The sequence below is a fragment of the Streptomyces sp. A0958 genome (assembly GCF_004795035.1).
Lineage (GTDB): Bacteria > Actinomycetota > Actinomycetes > Streptomycetales > Streptomycetaceae > Streptomyces.
Genome location: NZ_SSBK01000004.1, coordinates 73,355 through 93,015, shown reverse-complemented (window position 1 = coordinate 93,015; position 19,661 = coordinate 73,355). Strand labels below are relative to the sequence as shown.

Below are 19,661 nucleotides of genomic sequence, written 5' to 3'. Positions count from 1 at the left end.
CCCGGCCCGCCGGCGCGAGCGACAGCTCCACCGGCGGGCCTTTTCGCCACCAACGCCGAGCCAATTAAGGTTAGGCTAAGCTAAATGGAAGAGGATCTGAGACCGGCCGTCGTCATCAAGTTCGGCGGCCACGCCATGGTCGACGCGAGTCTGCAACAGGCTTTCGCCCAGGACGTCGTGGAGTTGTGGCGCGAGGGTCTGCGCCCGGTCGTCGTGCACGGGGGCGGCCCGCAGATCAGTGCGATGCTCGACCGCCTCGGCCTGGAGAGCCGCTTCGAGGCGGGCATGCGGGTGACCACCGCGGAGACCATGGAGGTCGTCCGCATGGTGCTGTCCGGCCGGGTCCAGCGCGAGCTGGTGGGCCATATCAACAACCATGGGCCGTACGCCGTGGGCATGACCGGCGAGGACGCCCACACGATGACGGCCGTACGGCGGCCGGCCTGGGTGGACGGTGTGCCGGTGGACATCGGTCAGGTCGGGGACATCGTGGAGGTGAACCCGGGCATGGTCCGCACCCTGCTGGCACGGGGTCACATACCGGTGGTCTCCCCCGTGGCCCGGGGTGCGGACGGGCAGGTCTACAACGTCAACGCCGATCTGGCCGCGTCCGCCCTGGCCGTGGCGCTCGGGGCGGAGCGGCTGGTGATCCTCACGGACGTGGCGGGGCTGTACGCCGACTGGCCACGCAGCACCGAGGTGATCGGGCGGCTGACGGCGGACGCGCTGGACGGGCTGCTTCCCGGTCTCGCGAGCGGCATGCTGCCCAAGATGGAGGGCTGCCTGCGGGCCGTGCGGGGCGGGGTGGGCCAGGCGGACGTCCTCGACGGCCGGGTGCCGCACGCGGTGCTGAGGGGCCTCCTCGGCGAGAACGGTGCCGGCACCACCGTGGTCCCCGACGCCTGTGCGGACCACGCCACGAGCACGATCTGACACACAAGGCGCCGGGGCCGGACGCGGATGAGCGTCCGGCCCCGGCGTCCCGGCTCACACGGTCCGGGCGAGGATCAGCGCGTTGCGCCGGGGGTCCAGGGACTCCACCCAGGGGCGCGGGGCCCGACGGGCCGTCGCGGGCGCGAAGCCGTACCTCCGAAACAGCCGGCCGCCGCCCGTGGTCGCGGTGAACAGGGCGCCGAGCGACTGGGTGTGCGCCAGGGCCAGCGCGGTCCGCAGGAGCGCCCCTCCAACGCCGCGCCCCTGCCGGTGCCCGGCCACGCAGAAGTTGTACAGGACGCCCGCGGAACCCCGCTCCCCCGCCGCGTACACCCGCAGGCCCACACAGCCCTCGATGCGGCCGCCGGGCTCGACCGCGACGAGGAATTCCGTCGCGCGGGCGGCGTAGAGGGCGTCCGGCCGCTCGCGGAGCTCTCCCGACCGCACGAAGGGCCGGGAGAGTTCCGCGAGCCCGGCGGCGTCGTCGGCCCCGGCGGTACGGACACGGGGCGCCGGTTCGCGGGGCGCCGGCGGGAGGGGCGGGTTCGGCGCTGGGGCGGGGCGCGGCGTGGCCGTGGTCAAGACGTTCCTTCCTCGGTTCCACGAGACAGGAGCGCTCCGGCGGGTCGTCCCGCCGGAGCGCGTCGGAGACGGAGGTCAGGCGTCCATCGATGCCGCGAGGGACCGGGGCCGCAGATCGGTCCAGTTGGCCTCGACGTAGGCGAGGCACGCCTCGCGCGTGTTCTCCTCGAAGGCGATCGTCCAGCCTCCGGGCACCTCGGCGAAGGACGGCCACAGGGAGTGCTGGCCCTCGTCGTTCACCAGGACCAGGAAACGGCCTTCGGGGTCATCGAACGGGTTGGTGCTCATGCGGGCAGTACCTCCTCGGGCCAACGGGCCGGTGACGGCCGCGTCGAGAGTGCGCGTCAGTTCGTCAGGAAAGAACAAGCTTAGGTTAGGCTCGCCTAATAATCAGCGAGCTTAGCCTTTCTCTTTCCCTCTGCACAAGGAGAGCCTTCATGGTCCCGGTGATCGAACGGCCCCGTTCATGACCGGCCTCGCCGCCGGCCGCGCGGCCGGAACCGAGAACCCCTTCGCCGGATTCGGGCTGCCCGACGCACCCGGCACCGACGCGTTCTGGGCGGCGGCCCAGAGCCCCGTATCGCGCCCGGGCGAGGACGGCGGCTGGGTGACACTGTTCCTCCGGCGCGGCTCCCCGGCCGACATAGCCTTCGAGAGCTGGTCGCAGCCGGTGCCCCTGCGCCGGTGGGGCACCACGGACTGCTGGTACGCCGAGGTGCCCATGCCCGCGCGCCTGCGGGTGACCTACCGGTTCATCACGGACGAGGGGGCCCACGCGGACCCGCTCAACCCGTCCGCCGCCGGTGGCGACCGCTCGATCGCCGCCACCCCGGACGCCCCGGCGCAGCCGTACTGGCCCCTCGTCGGCGCGGACGACGTCCTGCCCGTCCCGAGTACGCGGCTGCGCTGGGCGTCCGCGCGGCTCGGCGGGCGCCGCACCGTGCGCGTCCACCCGGTGGGCGGTGGCGGTCCTGTGGTGCTGCTGCTCGACGGGGACGACTGGCTGTATCTGCACCCCGCCATGACCGCGTTCGAGGCGGCCGTCGCCGGTGGGGCGATGCCGCCGGTCACGCTCGTCTTCCTGCCGGCCAAGGACCGGGCGGGCGAGTTCACGTGCAGGCCGGAGCTGTGGGAGGCGGTCCGGGACGAACTCCTGCCGCTGGTCGCGGGGTCCGGTGTGCCCGCGGACCTCGACCGGCTGGTGGTCGCCGGACAGAGCCTCGGCGGGCTGAGCGCGCTGTACGCCGCGCTGGCGTTCGGGGACCTGGTGTCGCGGGTCGCCTGCCAGTCGGGCTCGTTCTGGTGGGCCCCCGACCGCGTCAACCGTACGGACCTGCTGGACGGCCCGGCGGGCGGTGCCACGGCCGCCCGGCTGCGGGAGCGCCCCGACCTCTCCGGCCTGCGGATCGCCTTCGACGTGGGGGAGCACGAGACACGGATGCTCCCCCACTGCGAGGCGGTCGAGTCCCTGACCGAGCAGGCAGGTGCGACCGTCCGGGTGTCACGGTCCGCCTCGGACCACGACCGTGCGGGCTGGCGGCACGCCCTGCTCCGGGACGTCGCCTGGGCGCTCGCCTAGGCGGATCTTCCTGGGCCCGCCGGACAGACCCTGGTCACGTCTCACCTGGCCACCGCGAGGCAGTACGCCTCGTCGGTGGCCAGGAGGTTGCGGTGGGTGTCCTCGGCCGTGATGACGCCGTCGTCCAGGACGAGGACCCGGTCGGCGGCGTCCAGGACGGCCGGGCTGCTGGTGATCACCACGGTGGTACGGCCCCGGCGCAGCTTCGCGATGTTGCGCGCGATGAGCTGTTCGGTCACCGCGTCGACGGCGGTGGTCGGGTTGTGCAGCACCAGGACGTCCGTGTCGGCCGCGAGGGCGCGGGCCAGGGACAGGCGCTGGCGCTGGCCCCCGGAGAGGTTCGCGCCCCGGTCGCGGATGGCGTAGTCGAGCCCCTCGCGGTGGAGGGCGACGACATCGGTCAGCATGGACGCCTCGACGGCCTCGGGCACCGAACGGCTGGTGCCCGGCGGGTCGATGTTGGTCCGCAGGGTGCCGGCGAAGATCTCCCCGTCGTACGGGTTCACCAGCAGGTGCTCCCGGACCGCCTCGACCGACAGGTCCGCGAACGCCTGCCCGCTGACCCGTACCACCCCCTCGTACGCCTCGGGCGGGACGCGTGCGGCGAGGACCGACGCGAAGTCGGCGGCGGCGCGCGGCTGGTAGGCGGCGATCGCCACGAACTCCCCGGCGGCCACCTCCAGTTTCAGCCCGCGCAGAGACCCGTACCGCAGGCCGTCGATCTCCAGCGGCCCGCCCGCCGCCGGGCGCCCGGGCCCGGGGGTGGTGACCGGCGGCGCGGAGAGCACCAGCGCCATCCGCTCGGCGGAGGCGCGCGCCATCATCACGTACTTGGGCATCTCCGAGAACATCTTGAGCGGTTCCATGATGAACTGCGCGAGGCCGACCGCCATGACGAGTTCCCCGATGGTGATCCGGCCGGCGAAGGCCAGGTAGCCGGCGGTCAGGGTGACGGCGGTGGCCAGGCCCGCGTTGAGGGCGAGCGCGGTGCCCGCGTACGCCCCGTTGACCCGGGCGACGGTGATCGACTGCTGTTTCGCCTCGGCGCTGACCCGGCGGTAGGAGCGGAACGCGGCGTGGTTGCCGCCGAAGCCGTGCAGCGGGCGCAGGCCGGTGATCAGGTCGGCGACCTTGGCCCCGGCCCGTGCGACCCGGGCCTGCTGTTCCTGGGTGCTGGCACCGATCCGCCGGGACATCACGCTCAGCACCGACAGGATCGCGACGGTGCCGACGATCACCAGCAGTCCGAGCCGTATGTCGGCCAGGCCGAGCGCGACGGCGGCGACCAGGACCGCGACCGTGGAGCTGATCAGCAGCGGCACCACCTCGATGATGTCGGCGGTCTGGTCGGCGTCCTCGGTGGCGATGGTCAGCACCTCGCCGGACTTCAGGTCCACGTCCCGGGCCACCGGCTGGAGGCCGCAGGCCGCGACCCGCACCCGCCAGCGGTGCGCCTCGGTCGTGTTGGCCTTCTGCAGGGCGCGCATCCCGAACCGCCAGGACAGCGAGACCGTCGTGATGATCACGGCCAGCGCGCCGACCGACAGGCCCAGTGAACCGAGGCTGCGGTGTTGCAGGGTGTGCTCGACGATCAGGCCGAGCGCGATCGGGAAGGCGGTCTCACCGGCCTGGTACAGGCCCATCAGGGCGGTGCCCCGGGCCATGGCGCCGACGTTGCGCCGCAGGGCGGTGCGCAGGATGTCGGCGCCCTGGCGGGGCCGCTGGGTGTCAGGAGTGTTCATCGAGGTGGCCGGCAATCGCTTCGGGGGTTCGCAGGGTGAGCAGGTCTCGGATGGTGATCACTGGACCGTACTCCCGTCGCAGCAGCCCGATCAGCCGGACCGCCAGCATGGAGTGCCCGCCGAGGGACACGAAGTCGCTGACCGCGCTCACCTCGTCGTCGTCCAGGTCCAGTGCCTCGGCGAAGAACTCGCACACCGTGATCTCGGTCCCGGTCTCCGGTGCGCGCTCCTCCGCCCCGGTCAGTACGCCGAGCGGCCTGGGTTCCGGCAGCGCCTTGGTGTCGGCCTTGCCGTTCACGGTGAGCGGGATGCCGTCCACCTCGGCGTAGTGCGACGGGCGCAGGAAGTCGGGGAGCACGGCGCCCACTTCGGCGGCGACTGCGGCCAGGTCGGCGCCGTCGAGCACGAGGTAGGCGGCCAGCCGGTACGCCCCGTCGACCTGGGGGTCCGGCTGGGCGACCGCGGCGGCGAAACGGACGGCCGGGTGCGCGGCGAACGCGGCCTCGACCTCCCCGGGTTCGACCCGGTGGCCGCGGATCTTGACCTGCTGGTCGGTGCGGCCGAGGTACGACAGGTTCCCGTCCGGCCGCCGGGCCACCAGGTCGCCGGTCCGGTACATGCGCTCGCCGGGCGCACCGAACGGGCAGGCGACGAACCGGTGGGACGTCTGGGCGGGCTGTCCGAGGTAGCCGCGTGCGATGCCGATGCCCGATACGTACAGCTCGCCGGGGACGTTGTCGGGCAGCGGTCGCAGCCACGGGTCCAGGACGTACACCTCGGTGTTGTCGATCGCCACGCCCACCACCGGGTCCTGGCACTCGAAGGTGCCGACGCCGAGCGTGTTGATGGTGTACTCGGTGGGCCCGTAGAGGTTGTAGCCGGCCGTCCCCTCCGTCTCCGCGAGCCGCTGCCACAGCCCAGGGGTGACGGCCTCGCCGCCCAGCAGCACCAGCGCGGGCCGCCGCTCCGGGTCGTCGAGCAGCCCTTCGGCGACCAGTTGCTGCGCGTAGGTCGGGGTCACGTTGATGACGTCGATGCCGTGGTCGAGGCAGTACGCGACCAGCCGGGGCGCGTCGCGGCGCAGTTCCTCGTCGCAGATGTGCACCTCGTGGCCGTCGGCGAGCCACAGCAGTTCCTCCCACGACATGTCGAAGGCGAACGACACGGTGTGGGCGATGCGGAAGGTGCGGTGGCCGTGCTCCGCCAGCACCGGTTCGAAGATCCGGCGCTGATGGTTGATCAGCATGTTGGTGAGCCCGGCGTACTCGGTCACCACGCCCTTGGGCCGCCCGGTCGAGCCGGAGGTGTAGATCGTGTACGCGGGGTGCCGCAGGCGGTCGGGGTCCCCGGGCGCGAAGGTGGTGTACGGCTCGGCGGCGGGCAGCGGGCGGTCCAGCTCGATCAGTTCGCCGGTCAGCCGGGGCGCGACGGTGCTGATGGTGAGGATCACCTCGGGCCGGGCGTCCGCGACGATCGCCGCGATCCGCTCGTCGGGGTGGTCCAGCTCCAGCGGAACGTACGCGGCGCCGGTGCGCAGCACGGCGAACAGCGCCACGATCGAGTCGAGGGAACGCGGGACGGCGAGCCCGACGGCCGTCTCCGGTCCGATGCCGCGCCCGGCGAGCACCCCCGCCACCGCACGGCTGCGGTCGCGCAGCTCGCCGAAGGTCAGGGTCGAGCCGCCGGCGACGAGCGCGACGCGTTCGGGGTGGCGGTCCGCCGCCCGGTCGAAGCGGTCGACGACGGTGTCCGTGCCGACGTCCGTGCGCGCGGCGGGTTCGGGTGCCGGTGCCTGCCCCGGCAGGGTGCCGAGCGGTCCCGTGGACCGGGCCAGGTCCTCCAGCACCCGCAGGTAGCCGTCGAGGAGGTGGCGGGCGGCGGCGGGGTCGTCGTCGCGGTGCTCCAGCTTGACGGTGAGCCGGTCGCCGGGGGTGACGACCCAGGTGAACGGGTAGTGCGTCGAGTCGTCGGCCTTCACCGATGTGATGCCGTGTCTGGCGTTCATCTCGGCGAGGGCGTCCAGGTCCAGGAAGTTCTGGAGCACGAAGAGGTTGTCGAACAGGGTGTCGTGGCCGGCGGCCCGCTGGATCTCGCCGAGCCCCAGGTGTTCGTGGTCCATCGCCTCGACCCGGGCCGCCTGGACGGTCGCGAGGTATTCCCCGACCGTGTCGTGCGGCCGGGCGCGGGTCCACAGGGGCACGGTGTTGAGGAGCACACCGACGATGTCGGACAGGCCCTCGCCCTCTCGCCCGGAGACGGTCACGCCGAACACCGCGTCGCTGCGGCCGGTGTGCGCACCCAGCAGGAGGCCGAACGCCCCGGTCAGCACCGTGTTCAGCGTGACCCCGTGCACCCGGGCGGCGTCCCGCAGCAGCTCGGACCGCTCGGCTGACAGGGTGTGCACGAGGGCGTGCGGCAGTGCGTCCGTCCGGGACGGCCGGGGCCCGGCGAGCAGGGTGGGGCCGGTGAGCCCGGCCAGGTGCTCCGCCCAGAAGCGTTCCGATTCGGCGGGGTCCTTGGCGGCGAGCGTCCGGGCGTACTCCTCGAAGCCTGGCGTGCGCGGCGTCGCGTCGTCCAGGGGCTCCCCGGCGACGAGGGCCCGGTAGGCGTCGAACAGGTCCCGCAGCAGGATCTCCCGGGACCAGCCGTCCCACAGCAGCAGGTGGTAGCTGAGCAGCAGGCCGTCGCGATCGCCGGGCAGGCGCACGACGGTGAGCCGGATCAGCGGCGGCTCGCCGGGGTCGAAGCCGGTGTCGCGGTCCCGGGCGCGCAGCGCGTCGGCCTCGGCGTCCGTCTCCAGGTGGACCGTGCGGACTCCGACCCGGGTGCCGGCCCTGAGGATCTGGACCGGGTTGCCGTCGTCGTCGGTGGTGAAGCCGGCCCCGACGACGGGGTGCCGGGCGATGACGTACGCCATGGCCTCGGCCAGTGCGTCGGTGTCGAGGCGCCGGTCGAAGGTGAAGTAGCTCTGCGCGACGTAGTGCCCGTCCGCGCCTGCCAGTTGGGCCTGGAAGTACAGGCCGCGCTGGAGCGGGGTGACCGGTGCGGTGCGCTCGGCGGTGGCGGCGGTGTCCGCGATGCGTTCGAGTGCGGCCCGCCAGTGCCCGGTGAGGTCGTCGGGTATGCCGTCGGCGAGGGTGAAGGCCGCGTGCAGGCTGCCGGTGGACGCGTCGGTCCATGCGTTGACCTCGACGGCGTACGGGCTGCCCCGGTCGCCGCCGGTGAGCTGCGGGACGTCGGACTCGCCGCCGCGGCCGAGGTAGTTGAACAGGACCTGCGGGCGGGCGGTCAGCAAGGGGGCCGTCTGCGGGTTGAGGTACCTGAGCCGGCCGTAGACGACGTGCCCGCTCTCGTCGGGCTGGCGTTCCACGACCTCCCTGGCCGCCGCGACGGGGTCGGTGTGCGCGGTGAGCCGTACGGGCGCGATGGAGGTGAACCAGCCGACCGTACGGGTGTAGTCGTGGTGTTCCAGGGCCGGGACGCGGCCGTGCCGCTCCAGGTCGATCGCGAGATCGGCGGGCTCGGGCTGGATGCGCGTCAGGGCGGTGCGCAGCGCGCCGCACAGCAGCTCGGTGAGGCCGATGCCCAGCGCGGCGGGTGCGGTACGCGTCACCCGGTCGCTCACCTCGGGGGCGAGGACGACGGTCCTCCCGCGCAGTTTCCCGGCCTCGCGGGGTTCCCCGGCCTCGGGCAGCAGCGCGGGGGCTTCGAGCACCGTGATCCAGTCGCCCAGGCTCTCGGTCACGTGGGCGGCCCCGGCGGTGAGCGCGTCGGCGTACTCGGCGTAGGAGGTGGTCGCGGGTGCGAGGGGTTCCCCGCGCAGGGCGGTGGCCAGGTCGTCGAGGACGATCAGCCAGGACACGGCGTCGATCGCGAGGTGGTGCGCGGTGACCACGAGGGTCCGGGTGGCCGGCAGCCAGGTGAACGCGACGACGTCCCCGGACTCGGGGTCCAGGCGCCCGGCGGCCTCGTCGGCGGCGGCCGTGGCGTCGTCGCCGGCCGACGGCGTGACGGTGACCTCGCGGAAGGGCTCGATGCGCGGGGTCCACACCCCGTGGGTGGTGTCCAGCCGCATCCGCAGGGCCGGGTGGGCGGCCACGACGGCGTTCGCGGCGCGTCCGACGTCGGCGAGCCCGGTGCCCTCGGCCGTCACCAGCGTCCTGGCCTGGGCGAACCGGGCCAGTGAGCCGCCCAGTTCGCGCGCGCGCAGGATGATCGGCGTCGGTGCGAGGGGTCCGTCCTCGCGGCGTTCCCGCTCGGGCGCGGCGGTCTGCGGCGCGCGCGAGCGCACCTCCTCCGCGATCGCGCGCGGGGTCTTGAACAGGAACACGTCCCGTGGCGCGATGGCCAGGCCGAGCGCCCTGGCCCGGTTGATCACGGTGATCGCGACGATGCTGTCGCCGCCGGCCATGAAGAAGTCGGTGTCCTCGTCCACGGCGGCGCCCGGCAGCGCGTCGGCGAAGATCGCGGTCAGCTCGGCGAGCGCGGGGGCGCCGGCCACGACGGGGGTGTCCTCCGGTGCGGCGGCGCGCTCGGCCAGTGCCTTGCGGTCCAGCTTGCCGTTGACCGTGAGCGGCAGCGCGTCGACCGTCCGGACCCGGGCCGGCACCATGTGGACGGGCAGCTTCGCGCAGAGCAGTACGGCGAGGTCGCCGGGGGCCCGGCCCACGACGTGTGCGACGAGGTGGTCACCGCCGGGCGCCGGTGTGACGGCCACGTCGACCACACCGTCGAGCTCCCTGACCGCCGCCTCGACCTCTGCGAGCTCGATGCGGAAGCCCTTGAGCTGCACCTGGTCGTCGGCGCGGCCGGCGAACTCCAGCTCTCCGTCGAGCGTGCGGCGGGCGAGGTCGCCCGTGTGGTACATCCGGGAGCCGTCGTCCGCGAAGGGGTTGGCGACGAACCGTCCCGCGGTGAGGCCGGGCCGGCCCAGGTAGCCGAGCGACACCTGGTCGCCGGCCACGTAGATGGCGCCGACCCGGCCGGGCGGCACCGGCCGGAGCCGGTCGTCGAGCAGGTAGGTGGTCAGGCCGGGGACCGGGCCGCCGATCGGGCTGGCCTCGGCGCCGAAGTCCTCGTCGGTGAGCACCCGGTGGGTGACGTGGACGGTGGTCTCGGTGATGCCGTACATGTTGACCAGCTCGGGCGACGCGGTGCCGTACCGCTCCGCCCAGTCGCGCAGCCGTGCGGGGTCCAGCGCCTCGCCGCCGAAGATGATCCGGCGCAGCGTGGTGGCCCGCTCACCGGCGTGCCGGTCGGCCTCGATGAACTGGTAGAAGGCCGACGGGGTCTGGTTGAGCACGGTCACCCCGCGCTCGCGCACCAGCCGGTGGAAGTCCACCGGGGAGCGGGTCAGCCCGTAGTCCGGCACCAGCAGCTCACCGCCGTGCGCCAGCGCGCCCCACAGCTCCCAGACGGCGAAGTCGAAGGAGTACGAGTGGAACTGCACCCACACGTCGTCGGGTCCGAACCCCATGGCGGACCGGGTGTTCGCGAGCAGCGCCACCACACTGGAGTGGGGGACGACGACGCCCTTGGGCCGGCCCGTCGACCCGGAGGTGTAGATGACGTAGGCGGGGTCGTGCGGGCCGGGCCCCGTCGGGTCGGCCGGCGGCTCGTCCGTCCGCGACGGTTCGCCGCCGAGCACGAGCACCCGGGCCGGGACGCCGGCCCGGTCCAGCAGTGCGGTGAAGCGTTCTTGCTGCTCGGGCGTGACCAGGACGGCCTGCGGGGTGGCGTCGGCGAGGATGTACTCCAGCCGTTCGTCCGGGTGGGCGAGGTCCAGCGGTACGTAGGCCCCGCCGGCGGAGACGATGGCGATGAGGGCGGTGACCTGCTCCAGCGAACGCGGAACGGCGACGGCGACGCGGCGGCCGGGGCCGACACCGGCCGCCCGCAGGGTCGCGGCCAGTTCGTCCTTCGCCGTGGCCAGTTCGCCGTAGGTCATCGAGGCGGTGGCGCCGTCCAGCGCGCAGCGGGTGACGGCGACGGCGGCCGGGTCGCGGTGGGCGGCGGCGTCGAACAGGGCGCCCAGGGTCGTCTGGGTGAGTGGCGCGGGACGCGCGGTGTCCTCGGCGGCCAGCTCCGCCACCGGGGTGTCGGGCCGGGTGAGCAGGCCGGTGAGGGTGCGGGTGAACGTGTCCAGGATCTGCCGGGCGCTCGTCTCCCGCAGGAGTGCGCCGTCGTGGATCAGGTTGAAGCGGGGGCGGCCGTCGGGTGCGCGCTCCACGACCAGCGTCAGCGGGTAGTGCGGGGCTCCCTCGTTGACGATGCCGGTGATGACCAGCTCGTCGCCGGGGCCGCGCAGGGCGGCCACGTCGGTCGCGACGTCGAACACCACCAGGGTGTCGAAGCGGGCGCCGGGGCCTGCCCGGCGGACGATCCTCGCCAGTGAGACGTGCTGGTGCGCGAGCACCGCGCTCTGGTGCTCCCGCACGGCGGCGAGCAGGTCACCTGCCGTGGTGGCGGCGGTCCAACGGGCGCGTACCGGGATGGTGTTGATGAAGAGGCCCACCATGTCCGCGATGCCGGGCACGTCGGCGTCGCGGCCGGAGACGGTGGAGCCGAACACGACGTCCCTGCCGTGCAGCAGCCCGCCCAACGTCAGGGCCCAGGCGCTGTGCACGGCCACACTCAGCGGCACACCGGCCTCACGGACGGCCGTGTCGATGTCGTAGGCGGGCTCCGCGACGGTGTCGGCGAACCGGTCGGACGGGGTGTGCCCCTCGGCGACCAGCGAGGGGCCGGGCAGTCCGGCGAGTTGTTCGCCCCAGACCCGGTCGCTCTCCGCCTCGTCGCGTGCGGCGAGCAGGCGTACGTAGTCGGGGAAGCCGCCCGTCCGGTACGCGGCCCCGGGCCGGTGGTACTCGGCCAGCAGCGCGCGGAGCATCGGGGGCACCGACCAGCCGTCGGCGACGAGGTGGTGCACGGTCTGCACCAGCACGGTGCGGCCGGTGCCGCCGCGCACGAGCGTGTACCTCATGAGCGGGCCGGCGGCGAGGTCGAATCCGGCGCGCCGGTCCCGTTCGGCGAGGTCGCGCAGCTCGTCGTCGGTGATGCCGGGCCGGTCCAGGACGGTGAAGGGGGCCTCGGTGCCGCTCTCCAGCACGGAGACGACCCGGCCGTCGGCGAGGGCCACGAAGCGGGCGGCCAGGTTGGGGTACAGGGTGAGCAGCCGGGTGGCGGCCGCCGCCAGCCGTCCGGGGTCCACCTCGCCGTCAAGGGTGAGGAGTTGCTGCTCGACGTAGCTGCCCGCCGAGTCGTCGTCGAAGACGGAGTGGAAGTACAGGCCCTCCTGCAACGGGGTCAACGGCAGGATGTCCCGCAGCGCGGGCCCGTCCAGGGCGTCGACGTCGGCCTGGGTGAGCGGGACGGGGGCGAAGTCGCTGGGCGAGTGCCCGCCCCCGTCGAGCGCGGCCAGGGCGGTCAGGGCCGTACGGAAGTGGCCGCCGAGGGTGTCGATGTCCTCGTCGGTGAACATGCCCTCGGGCCAGGAGACGGTGGTGACGAGGCGGTAGGCGCCGTCGGCGTCGGGTTCGGCGATCGCGTTGAACTCCAGGGCGCGCGGCAGCCGCATCCTCGGGTCGCGCTTCTCGCCCAGTTGGCCGGTGGTGCCGGCGAGCTGCCAGTCCCCGCCGGTGCCCGCGTCGAACCGGCCCAGGTAGTTGAACAGCACCTGGGGTGCGGGCGCGGTGGGCGCGGTCCCGTGCAGGTGGCGCAGGGCGCCGTAGGACAGGCCGTTGCCCGGGACTTGTGCCAGGCCCTCCTTCACCGCCTTGAGGGCGGCGGCCAGGTGGTCGGGGACGGCGGGGTCCGCTGCCGGGCCGGGGTCCACGGTCACCGGGAAGAGGGTGGTGAACCAGCCCACGGTCCGCGACAGGTCCGGCTCGAATCCGGCGGTGTCCGCGACCGCCTGCCCCTCGCGGCCGTGTCCTTCCAGCTCGATGTGCGCGTACGTCTGGTCCTGGCCGAGGTCGCGCCGCCACCGGGCGAGCGTGACCGCGAGGGCGGTGAGCAGGACGTCGTTGACGCCCGCGTGGAACCTCGCGGGGATCTCGCCCAGCAGTGCGGAGGTGGCGTCGGGGCCGACCGTGAAGGTCCGCGCGCGTTCCCGGGCGACGGTGTCGTCCTTCGACAGGGGGCGGCGGCCCAGCGGCAGGTCCGGTCCCGGCAGGGGGCGCAGACAGTGGTCCCGGTCGGCGTCGAAGGCGGTGCGGCCGAGCAGTTCGGCCCACCGGCGGAACGAGGTGCCCTCCCGGGGCAGTTGGACGGGTGTGCCCGAGTTCAGCTGCCGCCAGGCGGTGGCCAGGTCGTCCATCAGGACCCGCCAGGAGACGCCGTCGACGACCACGTGGTGGGCGACCAGGACCAGCTGGTGTGCCTCTCGGCGCCAGACGGCGCGCAGCATCACGCCGTTGTCCGGGTCGAGCCCGGCGGTGGCGAGGGCGACACAGGCGTCGATCGGTTCCCCGCTCTCCTGCCAGGCGGCGACGGCCCCGTCCGCCTCGGGTACGTGGAAGCTCCAGCGCTCGCCCCGCACCAGTCGCGCGCGCAGCATGTCGTGCCGGCGGATCACGGCGGTGAGGATGTCGTCCAGTGCGCCGGCGGTCAGCTCCACGGGGGTGTTCACCACCACGGACTGTACGAATCCGTCGATGGCGTCCGTGGTCTCGCCGAGCCACCGCACGATGGGCGTCCCCACGACGGGCCCGGTCGGCTCGTCTTCGTCCGAGGCCGTGGAGACGTCCTCGCGGCTCGCCACCGCCGCCAGTTCACCGATGACGCTGTGGGTGAAGATCTGGCGTGCCGTGACATGGAGGCCGGCCCTGCGCAGGGCGCTCAGCAGGGATATGGCCAGAATGCTGTCGCCGCCGAGGCGGAAGAAGTCCTGGTCGACGCCGACCGTGTCCAGCCGCAGCACCGCCGCCACCGCCTCGCACACGGCGCGCTCGTCGTCGGTGGCGGGCGCGGTGACCGGTCCGGTGGTGACCACCGGCTCGGGCAGCGCGGCCCGGTCGATCTTGCCGTTCGCGGTGAGCGGGAACGCGTCCAGGACGACGGTGTGGGCGGGCACCATGTACTCCACCATGTGCGCCTCGGCCCACGCCCTGACGTCGTCCGGCGTCAGCTCCCCGGACCCGGCGGCCGGGATCACGTACGCCACCAGGTACGTGCCGCCCGCCGTGTTCTTCCGGGCGACGACACATGTGTGGCGTACGCGCGGGTGCTCGGCGAGAGAGGCCTCCACGTCCTCGATCTCCAGGCGCATGCCCCGGATCTTGACCTGGTTGTCGGCGCGGCCGAGGAAGTCCAGCGAGCCGTCCGGGGTGAACCGGGCGAGGTCACCGGTCCGGTAGAGCCGGGAGCCGTCCGTGGCGAAGGGGTTGGCCACGAACCGGGACGCGGTCAGCCCGGGGGCGTTGACGTAGCCGCGGCCCAGGAGCAGGCCGCCCGCGTAGAGTTCGCCCCCGGCCCCGACGGGCACCGGGCGCAGTTCGTCGTCCAGCACATAGAGCTGGGTGTTGGGGTTGGCCTTGCCGATCGAGGTCGACAGGCGCTCCGCCTCGCCCCGGTAGACGACGTGGGAGACCCCGATCGTCGTCTCGGCGGGGCCGTAGCCGTGGTAGAGGGGGATGTCGAGGCGGGTGCGGAACCGCTCGTACAGCTCGGGGGTCAGCACCTCGCCGCCGCACCAGACGTGCCGCAGGCTGTCGAGCCGTCCCGATTCCCCGGTCATCTCCAGCAGTACGTCGAGCATGGAGGAGACCAGGTAGGTGAAGGTGACCCGGTGTTCGGCGATCACGCTGAGCAGGTGGTGCGGGTCGCGTTCGCCGCCCGGCCGCAGGATGACCAGCCGGGCGCCGGTGACCAGTGGCAGGAAGATCTCGTTGACGGAGATGTCGAAGGACAGCGGCGCCTTGAAGAGTGACGCGTCGTCGTGGCCGAAGCCGAGGATCTCGTGGGCCTGCCACAACAGGCGTTCGCTGATGGACTCGTGACGGATCATCGCGCCCTTGGGCCGCCCGGTCGAGCCGGAGGTGAAGATCACGTAGGCGAGGGCGGCTCCGGGGACGGTGACGTCCGGCGCCTCGGTGGGGTGGGCGGCGAAGGCCCAGGCATCGAGGTCGACGGCCACGGCCTCCGGCTCGCCCGGGGCGTGCTCGCCCGAGCTGTTGAGCTGGAGGACGATCCGGGCGTCCTCGGCGACGACGGACCGCCTCTCCGCGGGCCACAGCGGGTCGAACGGCACGAACGCGCACCCCGCCCGGAGCACGCCGAGCAGGGCGATGACCATGTCGGCGGAGCGGCCGAGGGAGATCCCGACGACCTGCTCGGCGGTCAGCCCGCGCTCGATGAGGTGGTGGGCCAACTGACTGGAGAGATCGTCTGCTTGACGGTAGGTCAGGGTCCGGTGTTCGTCCACGATCGCGACGGCGTCCGGCCGGGTCCGCGCCTGCTCGCAGAACAGCTCCACGACGGTGGGGCGGGCGCGGTCCGCCGCGGTGTCGTTCCAGCGGGCCAGGTCCGCGATGCGGGCGGCGGGGCCGGCCGGGGCGATGGAGCCCAGCGGCCGGTCGGGGAAGTCGGCGAGGTCGTCCAGGGCGAGCTGCGCGTCGGCCCGCACCACACCCTCGGGGAGGGTGATGCTCCGGCCGTCGGCACCGACCTCCCAGCCGGCGGGCGCGGCACCGCCGTTGTCGGCCCAGGCCAGCACGTCGGCGAAGAGGGTGGCGGAGGTCAGCTCGATCCCCTCCGGGCTCCGGCCGGTCGCCCAGTACGCCAGCCCGATGGCGCAGGCTTCGGTGAGGGCCCGGTCGTCCCGGTCACCGGTCCGCCGCCGCAGGGCGGCCAGGCCCTGGAGAGAGAGCCGCACGAGGCGATCGCTCGGTTGCAACATCGAGGACTCCGCTTCTCTTCCGAGTTATTTAGCTGAGCCTAACCTAACCGAGAGGGGCCTAACTGCCTTCTCGCCAGGCCCGCCACAGGCGTGCGTAACGGCCGCCCAGAGCGACCAACTCCTGGTGGGAGCCCTGCTCCACGACACGCCCCGCGTCCAGGACGGCGATCCGGTCCGCCGCCATGGCCTGGGTCAGCCGGTGCGCCACGAACAGCGTGGTACGTCCCGCGCAGGCGGCCAGCACGGCGCGTTCCAGCTCCGCGGCGCCCTCGCTGCCGGCCTCGGCGGTGGACTCGTCGAGCACCACCACCGGCGAACGGGCCAGCACCAGGCGGGCCAGCGCGATCTGGGCCACCTTGGTGACGTCCAGCCGCTCACCGCCCTCGCCGACCGCGGTGTGCAGCCCCTCGGGCAGCGCCTCCACCCATCCGCCGGCGCCGACCGTCCGCAGGGCGTCCAGCAGTTCGGCGTCGCTCGCCTCCGGCGCGGCCAGCCGCAGGTCGTCGGCGAGCGGACCGGAGAACACATGGGTCTCCTGCGTCAGGATGCTCACCAGGGCCCGCGCGCCCGCCTCGTCCAGGTCCGCGAGGTCCGTCGGCCCGATGCGCACCGATCCCGACTGCGGCGTGCCGATACCGGCGATCAGCGCCGCCAGCGTCGACTTGCCGGCGCCCGTCGCCCCCACCAGCGCGAGGGAGCCGCCCGCCGGGATCGACAGGCTCACGTCGTACAGAACCGGCTCCTCGGCGTCGGGGTAGCGGAACGTCAGCCCCTCCACACTCACCGGGTACGGCACCTCCTGGGCCGCTGTCACGGAGGGGTCGCCCACCAGCCGGTCCTCCGCGTCCTCCCCCACCACCCCGACCAGGCGGGTCAGGCTCGCGCCCGACTTCTGCGCCTCGTCGAAGGTGAACATGATCGCGCCGAGCGGGGTGAACAGCCGGTGGAACATCAGCGGGGCGGCCGACACCTCTCCGAGCGTGGCCGCGTCGCCCTCCAGCAGGGCGTAGCCGACCAGCAGGATCAGGACCAGGCCGATGAACTCGGCACGGTTCTCCCGGCCGACGAACCGGCCGAAGAACCGGAACACCTCGATGCCCAGTTCGCGCACCCGCCACGACTCGGCGGTGACCTTCTCGCGGAACGCGTCCTCCAGGCGGTAAGCCCGGACCGTGTCGATCCCGTTCAGGCCGCTGATCAGCGCCTGGGCGCGATCGGCCTGCGCCGTGCGCTGCTTTCGGTAGAGCGGGGCGGAGCGGGGCAGGTACCAGCGCAGCGCCAGCGCGTACGCCGGCAGCGCACCGGCGCCCGCCAGGCCGAGCCGCCAGTCCAGGCCGAACATGCCGACGGTGGCGATGGCGACGAGCACACCCGCCGAGAACACGGTGGGGATCGCGCTCCGGATGCCCCGGGAGAGCACGGCGACGTCGTCGCCCACCCGGGAGAGCACATCACCGCGGCCGACCTGCTCCAGCCGTGCGCTCGGCATGCCCAGCACCGCCCGGACGGCACCTTCCCGCAGGGTGGCCAGCAGGTCGGCGCCCAGCCGTCCGATCAGATACGTCGAAGCCGCGGTGGCCGCCGCGCCGAACAGCGCGGCGGCCACCATCAGCACACCGACCCTGACCAGCACCGCATGCGACTCGCCGTCCACGACCCCGTCGACCACCTGGCCGAGCAGCAGCACCGGGAGCACCTGGAGCGCCGCCCCGGCCACGGTGGTGAGGAGGGTCGCGGCCGTCAGCCACGGCACCGCGCGGCAGTGCGCCGCGAGCCAGCGGCCGGCCTCACCGCCCGTCGCCGTACGCAGGGCCGACGGGGAGTCGGCGCGGGTGCCGGTGGTGCTCACCCGGACGCCGGGGCGGGCCGGGGGCGGGACGGGGCGGGCGCAGTCACTGGGCGGCCGCCGACTTCACGAGCTCGTCGATCGCGTACGGCATGGACAGCAGCGTGCCCTGGGAGATGGCGGCGCCGACCGCCGGGCCCTCGCTGTCGAGGAGGTAGGACACGCGCCCCTCCTTGAACGCCTTGAGGTTGCTGAAGAGCTTGGACTTCTTCAGGGCCTCCTGGTCGGCCTTGTCGTTGATGACGAATACGCGGTCGACGTCGACGAGGTCCATGCGCTCGGGGGACAGCTTGGTGTAGAACTTGCCGCCGGCGATCTTGTCGATCTCCGTGTCGCCCTTGTAGCCGATGCCCGTCAGCAGGCGTCCGCGTACGTCGGTGGTGGTGAACGGCGCCACCGAGTTGTCGTACCAGGACAGCGGGACGGCGGTCTGCCCGGCGAACTCGGGGTGCGCCTTCGCGGCGGCGTCCAGCTTCTCCTGGATGCCGGCCACCATCTCCTTGCCCTCCTTCTCCTTGCCGAGCGCCTTGGCGATGTGCACCGCGTTGTCCTGCCACGGCGCGCTGAAGGGCTCCTTCTCGGCCTTGGTGCGGCCCACCGTCGGGGCGATCTTCGACAGCTTGTCGTAGGCGGCCCGGTCGATCTCGGAGTAGACGGCGATGATCAGATCCGGGCGCAGGGCCGCGATCTTCTCGTAGTTGGGGCCGGCGTCACCGTTCTTCATGATGACCTCGGGGCGGGCGTCCCCCCACTTGTCCTTCACCCAGGGCCACTGGGTGTTGATGTCGGGGGTCTTGCCGTCGGGGTTCGGGTACTGGTCGACCATGCCGACCGGCTTGATGCCGAACGCCAGGATGTCCTGGTCGTCCGTGTAGCCGACGGAGACGACCCGCTCAGGGGCCTTGGTGATCTTCGTGGCTCCGAACGCGTGCTCCACGGTGACGGGGAAGGCGCCGCCGGCGGAGGACGCCGGGGCCTTGTCGCCCGCCTTGTCGTCCGAGTCGGAGCCGCAGCCCGCGAGAAGGCCGACGCCGAGGGTCGCCGCGGTCAGTACCGCCGCGAGCCGCCGCCAAGACCTGGTGGGCGCCGTTCTGTCGAGGAGCATCCGAATCCCTTGCTTTCACACTGTCCGTCGAGGCCCTTCACAAGGGCAGGCAAACCTTACCCCGACCAAGTGAGGCCAGCCTAGCCTTACTCTCCTACTTCCTTGATCCGGACCCTAGTTGACCTGGACGTGGGTACGTCCGATGGGCACGATGAGCGGCCGGTCGCCCACCGGGTCGTCGATCACCATGGCGCGCAGCCCGAACGCCTCGTCCAGCAGCTCGGCCGTGATCACGTCACGCGGGTGCCCCTGCGCCAGGATCGAACCCTCGCGCATGACCACGAGGTTGTCGCTGTAGCGCGTGGCGAGATTGAGGTCGTGCAGCACCATCACCACGGTGCGCCCCGACTCGTGGAGGTCGTCCACCAGGTCGAGCACGTCGATCGCGTGCGCCAGGTCCAGATAGGTGGTGGGCTCGTCCAGCAGCAGGAGGTCGGTGCCCTGAGCCAGGGTCATCGATATCCACACGCGCTGACGTTGCCCGCCGGACAGCGAGTCGACGGGCCGGTCGGCGAGGCCGGACACGCCGGTCATGGCGAGCGCACGCCGCACGACGTCGGCGTCGTCCGACGACCACTGCCGCAGCCAGCCCTGGTGCGGATGGCGCCCTCTGGCGACCAGGTCCGACACCGTAAGCCCCTCCGGCGCGACGGGCGCCTGGGGCAGCAGGCCGAGCTTCTTCGCCACGTCCCGGGTCCGGAGCCCGGCGATGTCCTCGCCGTCCAGCACGACGGCGCCGCCGGCCGGCTTCAGCAGCCGGGTCAGGGTGCGCAACAGCGTCGACTTGCCGCAGCCGTTGGGGCCGATGATGGTGGTGATCACCCCGGAGGGGATCTCGACGTCGAGGCCGTCGATGACGGTCCGGCCGCCGTAGCCGACCGTGATGCCTCTGGCCGCCAGCCGTGGGACGTCGCCGCCCACCGCCTCGGTCCGGGTGATGGTGCTGTGCGCGGCCACAGGCCCCCCTCTGCTCGGGT

Annotated in this window: 9 protein-coding genes; 2 read left to right on the top strand and 7 right to left on the bottom strand. The window is 73.1% G+C overall.

The genetic code is table 11. From position 1 onward, the window contains the following. Positions 1–84: 84 nt before the first annotated feature. Positions 85–933 carry an acetylglutamate kinase gene (argB, locus tag E6P78_RS05655; RefSeq protein WP_136202383.1) on the top strand — a complete coding sequence of 283 codons (849 nt, stop codon included), beginning with the start codon at positions 85–87 and terminating at the stop codon, positions 931–933. Between the two features lie 54 nt (positions 934–987). Here argB and E6P78_RS05650 read toward each other — a convergent pair whose 3' ends face one another. After that, positions 988–1,515, bottom strand: a complete 528-nt coding sequence (locus E6P78_RS05650) for a GNAT family N-acetyltransferase (RefSeq protein WP_136202382.1) — start codon at positions 1,513–1,515, stop codon at positions 988–990. Between the two features lie 75 nt (positions 1,516–1,590). Next, positions 1,591–1,803, bottom strand: coding sequence for an MbtH family protein (locus E6P78_RS05645; RefSeq protein WP_136202381.1), 213 nt, complete (start codon positions 1,801–1,803; stop codon positions 1,591–1,593). 178 nt (positions 1,804–1,981) lie between these two features. On the opposite strand from E6P78_RS05645, the gene E6P78_RS05640 reads away from it, so the two are divergent. Next, entirely contained in the window at positions 1,982–3,094 is a 1,113-nt protein-coding gene (locus E6P78_RS05640) for an alpha/beta hydrolase-fold protein (RefSeq protein WP_136202380.1), read from the top strand. A gap of 41 nt (positions 3,095–3,135) precedes the next feature. On the opposite strand, the gene E6P78_RS05635 is transcribed toward E6P78_RS05640, so the two are convergent. The 5 genes from E6P78_RS05635 to E6P78_RS05615 form a co-directional block, all read right to left on the bottom strand. Continuing rightward, entirely contained in the window at positions 3,136–4,836 is a 1,701-nt protein-coding gene (locus tag E6P78_RS05635) for an ABC transporter ATP-binding protein (RefSeq protein ID WP_136202379.1), read from the bottom strand. Further along, on the bottom strand, positions 4,823–15,733 hold the full coding sequence (locus E6P78_RS05630) for a non-ribosomal peptide synthetase (protein WP_136202378.1): 10,911 nt from the start codon (positions 15,731–15,733) through the stop codon (positions 4,823–4,825). The genes E6P78_RS05635 and E6P78_RS05630 overlap by 14 nt, the downstream gene beginning before the upstream one ends. 58 nt (positions 15,734–15,791) lie before the next feature. Further along, positions 15,792–17,582 (bottom strand): ABC transporter ATP-binding protein, encoded by a 1,791-nt coding sequence (locus tag E6P78_RS05625; protein WP_136202377.1) that lies wholly within the window; start codon positions 17,580–17,582, stop codon positions 15,792–15,794. 43 nt (positions 17,583–17,625) lie between these two features. Then, positions 17,626–18,684 (bottom strand): iron-siderophore ABC transporter substrate-binding protein, encoded by a 1,059-nt coding sequence (locus E6P78_RS05620; RefSeq protein ID WP_136202376.1) that lies wholly within the window; start codon positions 18,682–18,684, stop codon positions 17,626–17,628. A gap of 114 nt (positions 18,685–18,798) precedes the next feature. Then, positions 18,799–19,641 carry an ABC transporter ATP-binding protein gene (locus tag E6P78_RS05615; protein WP_136202375.1) on the bottom strand — a complete coding sequence of 281 codons (843 nt, stop codon included), beginning with the start codon at positions 19,639–19,641 and terminating at the stop codon, positions 18,799–18,801. Positions 19,642–19,661: the final 20 nt, after the last annotated feature.